General features: G+C 53.4%; 12 protein-coding genes and 4 pseudogenes. 12 read left to right on the plus strand and 4 right to left on the minus strand.

The annotated features are described in order from the left end of the window. The 9 genes and pseudogenes from BSG09_RS19550 to BSG09_RS19590 all read left to right on the plus strand — a co-directional run. Nucleotides 1–180 (plus strand): annotated as a pseudogene (locus BSG09_RS19550) (hypothetical protein); the annotation flags it as partial. Next, on the plus strand, nt 180–515 hold the full coding sequence (locus BSG09_RS19555; protein ID WP_092936111.1) for a DUF7558 family protein: 336 nt from the start codon (nt 180–182) through the stop codon (nt 513–515). The pseudogene BSG09_RS19550 and the gene BSG09_RS19555, both read left to right, overlap by 1 nt. 93 nt (nt 516–608) lie before the next feature. Beyond that, nucleotides 609–968 carry a MarR family transcriptional regulator gene (locus BSG09_RS19560; RefSeq protein WP_006648268.1) on the plus strand — a complete coding sequence of 120 codons (360 nt, stop codon included), beginning with the start codon at nt 609–611 and terminating at the stop codon, nt 966–968. Continuing rightward, the gene (locus BSG09_RS19565) at nt 965–1,306 is read left to right on the plus strand and encodes a hypothetical protein (protein ID WP_006648267.1); all 342 of its coding nucleotides are present in this window, start codon (nt 965–967) and stop codon (nt 1,304–1,306) included. The genes BSG09_RS19560 and BSG09_RS19565 overlap by 4 nt, the downstream gene beginning before the upstream one ends. Before the next feature lie 7 nt (nt 1,307–1,313). Beyond that, nucleotides 1,314–1,672 (plus strand): annotated as a pseudogene (locus BSG09_RS21485) (DUF7558 family protein). Nucleotides 1,673–1,764: 92 nt separating this feature from the next. Continuing rightward, on the plus strand, nt 1,765–2,067 hold the full coding sequence (locus BSG09_RS19575; protein ID WP_092933786.1) for a hypothetical protein: 303 nt from the start codon (nt 1,765–1,767) through the stop codon (nt 2,065–2,067). Further along, nucleotides 2,068–2,580 carry a hypothetical protein gene (locus BSG09_RS19580; protein ID WP_092936113.1) on the plus strand — a complete coding sequence of 171 codons (513 nt, stop codon included), beginning with the start codon at nt 2,068–2,070 and terminating at the stop codon, nt 2,578–2,580. A gap of 182 nt (nt 2,581–2,762) precedes the next feature. Next, complete coding sequence (locus BSG09_RS19585; RefSeq protein ID WP_092936115.1) at nt 2,763–3,056, plus strand: PadR family transcriptional regulator; 294 nt, start codon at nt 2,763–2,765, stop codon at nt 3,054–3,056. A 186-nt stretch (nt 3,057–3,242) separates the two neighbouring features. Continuing rightward, nucleotides 3,243–3,515 (plus strand): PadR family transcriptional regulator, encoded by a 273-nt coding sequence (locus BSG09_RS19590; protein ID WP_092936117.1) that lies wholly within the window; start codon nt 3,243–3,245, stop codon nt 3,513–3,515. Nucleotides 3,516–3,648: 133 nt separating this feature from the next. Here the strand turns inward: BSG09_RS19590 and BSG09_RS19595 are convergent, their stop codons facing one another. Next, nucleotides 3,649–3,882 (minus strand): UPF0058 family protein, encoded by a 234-nt coding sequence (locus tag BSG09_RS19595; RefSeq protein WP_092936119.1) that lies wholly within the window; start codon nt 3,880–3,882, stop codon nt 3,649–3,651. Between the two features lie 70 nt (nt 3,883–3,952). Next, entirely contained in the window at nt 3,953–4,246 is a 294-nt protein-coding gene (locus tag BSG09_RS19600; RefSeq protein ID WP_092936121.1) for a HalOD1 output domain-containing protein, read from the minus strand. A gap of 393 nt (nt 4,247–4,639) precedes the next feature. Between BSG09_RS19600 and BSG09_RS19605 the strand changes: the two genes are divergently transcribed. Both BSG09_RS19605 and BSG09_RS21050 read left to right on the plus strand, forming a co-directional pair. Then, nucleotides 4,640–4,837 (plus strand): hypothetical protein, encoded by a 198-nt coding sequence (locus BSG09_RS19605; protein WP_092936123.1) that lies wholly within the window; start codon nt 4,640–4,642, stop codon nt 4,835–4,837. A 129-nt stretch (nt 4,838–4,966) separates the two neighbouring features. After that, nucleotides 4,967–5,137 carry a hypothetical protein gene (locus BSG09_RS21050; protein ID WP_175542270.1) on the plus strand — a complete coding sequence of 57 codons (171 nt, stop codon included), beginning with the start codon at nt 4,967–4,969 and terminating at the stop codon, nt 5,135–5,137. Nucleotides 5,138–5,196: 59 nt separating this feature from the next. Here BSG09_RS21050 and BSG09_RS19610 read toward each other — a convergent pair whose 3' ends face one another. Both BSG09_RS19610 and BSG09_RS21055 read right to left on the minus strand, forming a co-directional pair. After that, nucleotides 5,197–6,018, minus strand: coding sequence for an IS5 family transposase (locus BSG09_RS19610; protein ID WP_092936125.1), 822 nt, complete (start codon nt 6,016–6,018; stop codon nt 5,197–5,199). 311 nt (nt 6,019–6,329) lie between these two features. Further along, nucleotides 6,330–6,479: pseudogene (locus tag BSG09_RS21055) on the minus strand (HalOD1 output domain-containing protein); the annotation flags it as partial. Nucleotides 6,480–6,558: 79 nt separating this feature from the next. Here BSG09_RS21055 and BSG09_RS19615 point away from each other — a divergent pair. Beyond that, a pseudogene (locus tag BSG09_RS19615) lies at nt 6,559–6,807 on the plus strand (IS5/IS1182 family transposase); the annotation flags it as partial.

Raw genomic sequence — 6,807 nt, forward strand, 5'->3', positions numbered from 1 at the left:
GAGACAACCGCCCGACAGCTCGTTACGGAACTCATCGATAACGGTGTGGTGACGCCGGTCCCTGGCAAGCGGGTGTTCGTCCACGAGCCAAGTGGGACCGCTTTTGACTCGAGCACTCAGCTTGCTGTTTTCCATCAAGGCTGGACGGCAGCCCACAACGCCGACAAGGAGGGTGAGTGATGCAGCAGACGCTCGCTGGCTGTGCCTTCTGCGACGCCCTGCCTGGCATCGAGGCCGGTGAGGAACATACCTGGGGAAAAGACAAGCGAGTCTCTCACCCCATCTGTGTCGACTGCACTATCCAGGCGGAGCCGGACCCTGACAAGCGCGATCACTGCACCTGTGACGGCTGTGGGTTCGTTGTCGACACGATCGCGGCACTCACGCGATTCCGCGTCGAACTCGGCCATCTCGAGGGCTCGCTACGGCTGTGTGCGAGGTGTAGTCCCGGTGGGCCAGCTACCTACTGGACGCGTGATCTCGAGGAGCACCTCATCACGACGCCGACAAAGTGAATAACAGAGTTTGACCTGCCTTCAGATGTGAGTGTGCTTCTCTAGTAACAAACACCCAAAATAGCTATACACCCACGCTACCAACAGTAATCTATGTCGAGCGGCACCATCGATATCGACGAGTTCGAGAACGCCGACGACGACGAATTCGAGGAACGAAACGACACCGAGCGGATCGTGCTATTCCTCGATGAGAACGACGACCGGGCGTGGAAGGCGGCGACGATCGCTGACCAACTCGAACTGGATACGGACGCCGTCAGTGCCATCCTCTCGCGACTGAAGGAACGAGGTCTTGTGCGGCACAAGCGCCCGTACTGGGCGATCACAGACAACGAAGACCGGCTTCGAGCCGCCTACCGGCTTCATCAGCACCACCAGACTGCAGACGAGCAGTACGGCGAGGAAAATCTCGAGGAGTTGAAAACTGACGAGATGGAGGAAGTGCAGTGACCGCGTTCGATGAACTGGAACGCGGCGACATCATCTGGGGGACCGATCCGCTCTCGGACAAAGGCCGTCCGATGCTTGTTCTAGGAACACCTCGGTTCCCGAACCACGGCGTACAGCTGATCACCGTCCTGATCTCCACGAAGACCTACCATGAGGAGTCGCTCACGCTCCGCGACGACGACTACGAAGGCGAGCCACTCGGGGAACGAAGTCACGTCCTTCCGTGGTCGCTCGCGACCCTCAACAGTGCGACAGAGGTGGAATTCCATATGACCGCTCTCGTTGACGAACGGACTGAGGACGTGGCCACACAGTTAATCAGCTACATTTCTTCTTGAGCGAACCGTGCTGTCGTCAACGGCGACACCGGGAAGTAGGAGTGATATCGGAGCAGGTAACACGAATACTTGGTGGCAGGACAAGCGAGTCTCCCACCCGATCTGTGACGACTTCCAGACGTGGCCGGATCCGGACAAGCGTGACCACCACGCTTGCGACGGGTGTGGAGTGGTCGTCGACACGATTGGTGTCGCCGGCGTTTCACGTCGGCTTCCAGCGGGACCTTCGGTCCCGCCTGGCTCACGCGGTTCCGCGTCGAACTCGGCCATCTCGAGGACTCGCTACAGCGGTGTGCAAGGTGTAGTCCCGGTGGGCCAGCCACCTACTGGACGCGCGACCTCGAGAAGCATATTGTATCTGACTGACGATCGGCCGACCGGTCGTCGACGTGAGAGGAACGTAGCTCACATTGTACACACAATAACTGCTAAGTGGACTGGCTCACAATGTACACATAATGAGTAGCGACAAAAAGCGCGTCCAGTTCCGGGCGCCCCACCGACTCATCGACCGGACCGACGCCCTCGCAGACGTCCTCGGGGAAGACCGGACGGATATCCTCGTGACTGCGCTGCGAGAGTACCTCCAAGAGGCGGCCCATGACGACGCGCTCACGCAGGAAATCGCAGCAGCCTACTACGACGACGAGATCTCCTTCGAGCAACTCAAAGCGCTCGTCGGTGCCGAAGAGGCGGCGAACCTCCGAGTGTTGAAACAGCAACTGGACGAGGACTTCATCGACGAGGTCGCCGACGCATAAATGTCGACGCTCGTCGCTGACGCCTCTGCCCTCGTGAGTCTCGGGGTCGTTGCTGACGACGACCCCGATCCACTCGAGCTCTGTCTGTCCTGCTACGAGATCATCGTCCCAACAGTGGTTATCGAGGAACTCCGAGAGATTGCCTCGTATGATGACGTACACGGTCGGGCTGCAACGACCGTCCTCGACCGAACTGAGATGTTCGAGGCTCGATCGGTCGATCTCGACGCCGAATTTCCGCTTGATGACGGCGAAAACGCTGCTGTCACCCTCGCGAATGACCTCGACGCCACACTGTTGCTCTGTGATGAGTTTAATCAACTCGGCCTGGTCCACGCCTCGCTCGCCGATACCCGGCTCGTGACGACGCCGACGCTGCTCTCGGTACTCGTTCGCACCGAACAGCTGTCAGCTGCCGATGCTCGTGCTATTCTCGACGAGATCAGCGGTGCCCGCAGCTGGGACGCAAACAGCTACGTGCAACGTGCCCGGTCACTGCTCGAGGAGCCCTGACACCGATGCTGTCGCCTATCGGTTCTCAGTCACCGCCTAGAACCCGTCCGTACCTGGGCCCCTGTTCGGCGCAGACCGTGCGCGAGTCTGTCTCGTCGTTCCCACATCTTCAACATACGAGAAATTTCTAAGGAGTCACTTGCTCTCGGAACCTTCATCAGTCGATATACTCACATTCATATATGTACGATCTCACTGCATTCCAACGTGACATCTTGTACGTGATTGCTGGCCAGAACGACCCACATGGGCTCGCGATCAAAGACGAACTCGAGGAGTACTACGAGAACGAGGTCCACCACGGACGACTGTATCCGAATCTCGACGAGGTCGTCGACAAAGGGCTTGTCGAGAAAGGCGAGGCCGACAAACGAACGAACTACTACACGATCACAGCGCGTGGGCAACGCGAACTTGAGGACCGTCGCAAGTGGGAAGACCAGTACGTCGGTGAACTTCTCTCGAATTCGGAGTGAGACGGGCTCGGCCGCTGAGCGTGCATACTGAGCCGGATCCCTCGAGTACTCTATTACAACCACAGTCTCTGGATGTCGTGGCAGACAGAAGAGTCAGCTAGTGGTATAAAGAATCGACTAGTTGGATGTGCTTACAGCTACATACGTGTGAAATAACAAATATCACCTCGCCTGAATGGCTGGCCCATGGACGACCTTACAGGATTCCAACGAGACCTGCTGTACGTAATCGCGGGTGCTGACAGGCCATCCGGACAGGATGTCAAAGACGAGATCGAGCAGTACTACAGTTCAGAGATCAACCACGGGCGACTGTATCCCAATCTCGATACGATTGTGAATAAGAACCTTGTCGAGAAAGGACAACTCGACAGGCGAACGAACTATTACGCGATTACAGACGAGGGAGAACAAGCGATTGAGGATCGCCGTGAGTGGGAATCCCAGTACATCGACTAATCGAAATTGGAAGCCATCTGGATTCTTGCTTTGCTCTCCGAATCGGTAAGTCTAGGTCATAGACTTAGCAACAGCTATCAAAAAATACAGCAAAATTCTATTTGAATAAGGTGGCAATGTAGAACAAACTCCCTCAACGGCGCACTATGGAGGGATCGCTTTCCGACTCGATTGATTGGATAATCCCCCAGAAGAGTAATCGGACTGCACGCTTGTGGTCTCTCTTGGTACGGTGCAGGTGCATCGGACGAGTATGCTGATAGTCATACGCAGCGAACGCGTCCGGAGATGTATCCCCTCGTTGCTCCATGTCTTTCCGTATCTCCCGCAGTAACGCGTGAAGATTCAGCAATTCGTCGTGGCGCATTCTTATGAATCGGGAACGGACTTGCTATTATGAGTCTACGGCCTGAGAGCGTAACGAAGGGTGCTACTGTTTAGCCGTAGGGGAAATTTGAAACCCAAATCTCAACTCCGTTACCGATGTCTCGAAGAAATACTTGGGAATCACTGACAGCGAACGAGACCGTTATAGTACCCTCCTGATTGAACTGGAACAACGTATTGAGCGCTGATGGGTTTATGTTATCGTACAGTTTGAACTTCCGCTCCATCACATTGATACTCTCGTACTCCGCAACTGCCTCTACAATCGCGACGCTCAGACTGCGGTCCTCGTCAGCAGTGTAGATATTATGGCCTTCATCTTCGTACAGTTGGTGAGTGGACATACTACGATAGTCGCCCAGTCCTCTGTCAGTAGTTCTTTCCGTAGCGCTTGCAACGTCCTATTCGTTCTTTGAAGCCAGTAGATACTACTCAGTCGTTGTTATCAACTCGACGAATGAGTCGCTCCCACATCGGCAAAAGGATCGATTTCTGTCTCGTGTTAGTCCTCCATCAGGGAGCCGTAGAGCGGAATACACAGCCCCACACCTAGAGCATATACGGAGACTCGGCTCTGTTGAAATCCTCTTCTTCAGACATGTATTCATGTGAATCTACTGTACACTACACATGCATATTGAATGCGGATCGCTGGCTGTCACTCGGATAATCAAATTTCAAATCTGTGTGAAAACCTTCGGGGTTAATCCGTTTTCAGAACCGAAGTATAGCAACTCATGACAGAGAACAACATTCCAGAAGATGCATACCGTCATGACCCTGTTTCTGCCGATGAGGACGTTGCCAGACTCCGCCTCCAACTCAAAGATCACTCTCTCGAGCAATTAGAGGCCATTGGGTTAGTCGAATGGGACAGAGAGGCCAATATCGTACGTAAAGGCCCAGATTTTGGAGATGAGAAATTGACTGAATAAAGGGGAAATACAGAGTGAGCCGTGGCCTCTCAAACTACATGAAACAGTCGTTCGCTGAAGACTGCGGATTAAACCCGCCATGGTGCACAATGCCCAGATATTATCCTCCTGTGCGACAATCCGTTAATAATGGGAAGACAAGGACCGACAACGAAAGAAGAACTCCGTCAATCTCTGGGTGAAATCATCCAACAGGCACATAATAATGGTGTGGACCTGAATGACGGTGCATATCCACTTCAACATGATGATCCAGATATACCAGACTTTGAACTCATGCTCTTTCAACTGAAATCATAGCGCTTCGGAGCAGACACTCCGTCGCCTCACAGTGTGCTGTTTATCACTTGCACTGGTCGTTAGATTGCTTGGTCGAGATTGTGGACAATACACGCAAGTGCGAGTTCACGGAACTGCTTCCACCAGCGTCGTGAACGGACGAACGCGCCGTACTTCCGCTTGAGCGTTGAATTAACTGTTTCTGATTGACTCCGTTGGCCGTAGAGATCAGCGTCTAAGCGCGCATTCCATGCCTTGTGAAGCGATGTGAACTCACGATGCTTGATTAGTGGCCGAATCTCGTGTTGACGGGCAAGCCGTCTGATTTTCTGGTCGTCGTAGCCTTTGTCACCGAGCAGGATGTCGATAGTCTCGGGGTTGCGTTTGATCAACGAAGGAGCGATCTGGCTATCGTGTTTTCGTGTCGTCGTCACGTGTAGATCCAGGATTGCGTTCACTTTGGAATCGACTAGCAGTGTTACTTTGAGTTGCTGAATCGTGAGTTCGGCTCGTTTCGTGTAGTGTTTGGAAGCGTGACTGCGGTCGAATCCCGAAGCATCGATCCCCGCAACGCCATTGGTCGGGAGCAGTGATACAGAGAGATTGAGAAGTACTCGCCAGACAGCCATATCAAGTCTATCGAACGCTTTGCACAGTGTTGATGCGGCAGGCAGTTCAGTGAGATTGATCGCGTTCCGAATACGGGGCATCTCGATGAGTTCGTCGAGAAGTGTTCGATACGTCGTATCCTTTCGCACTTTGAGACACAGGAGAACGATGTGCTGATGGAGCGTGTAGTGTTGCTTCGAGAACTTCGAGGAGTATCGGGATACGGTACGTTGCGCTAACTGAAAGGCTTCCTCGACAAACCGGAGCAACCGAGACTTTGGGAGGGTCTGCATCTACTCAAGCTACCGACGGAACCTGTAACTCACTAAGGATTTCAACAGAGCCGGAGACTCCTTTTGTACACTCTTGATCACTCACCTCGAATTAAACATCACTGAGTGAATATAGAGACATAGTGGCGAACTTCAACTACTGGCTCCATTAATGGTTGTCACTCATACGGTCTGCTATAACGATTTACCGGTGCAACCGCAGTGCGGATCGCGGTTGCATCGGAAATGACTTCCAGTAGTCCGTAATTGATGGGCTGTTCCCGAAATCGCCTTGCGATAAGTACAGGCGGAGTATTGATCTGTAGGAGCACCTATCCAGTCTTCACGAACTTCGCGTTACCGTTCTGTTCGACAGTGATCCGATACCTATGATAATTAAACTTGACCTCCATTTGAGCCTCTGGTGCCGGTGGAGTAGAAAAGAGCTCCTTGAGCATTCCATCTACACAATTATACATTGTGGTGCTCTGTTGAACAGCGATCTAATCAGCCGATATCACTGGCTTAGAAGGATGAAGCCGAGGAATTCGATTCTGTCCTATGGAAATCGATCTCCTCGACTTCATTGAGCAGTGTCGTGACCTAGCCAAACAAGCGTTGGGGAAGCACGCGGGCGAGCCCGCCAGCGGCGGGTTCGCCCGCTGGGTCCATGTCGTCCTACACTGTTTTCGGCTCGAAGAAGGTCACAGCTACCGTGAAACGCCGAATCGGTTGAAGTACATGACTGAGATTTGTGACGTACTCGGTCTCGATCGAGAGAACCTCCCCGACTACAGCACGATCTACAAG

The sequence above is a fragment of the Natrinema hispanicum genome (assembly GCF_900111485.1).
GTDB classification, from domain to species: domain Archaea; phylum Halobacteriota; class Halobacteria; order Halobacteriales; family Natrialbaceae; genus Natrinema; species Natrinema hispanicum_A.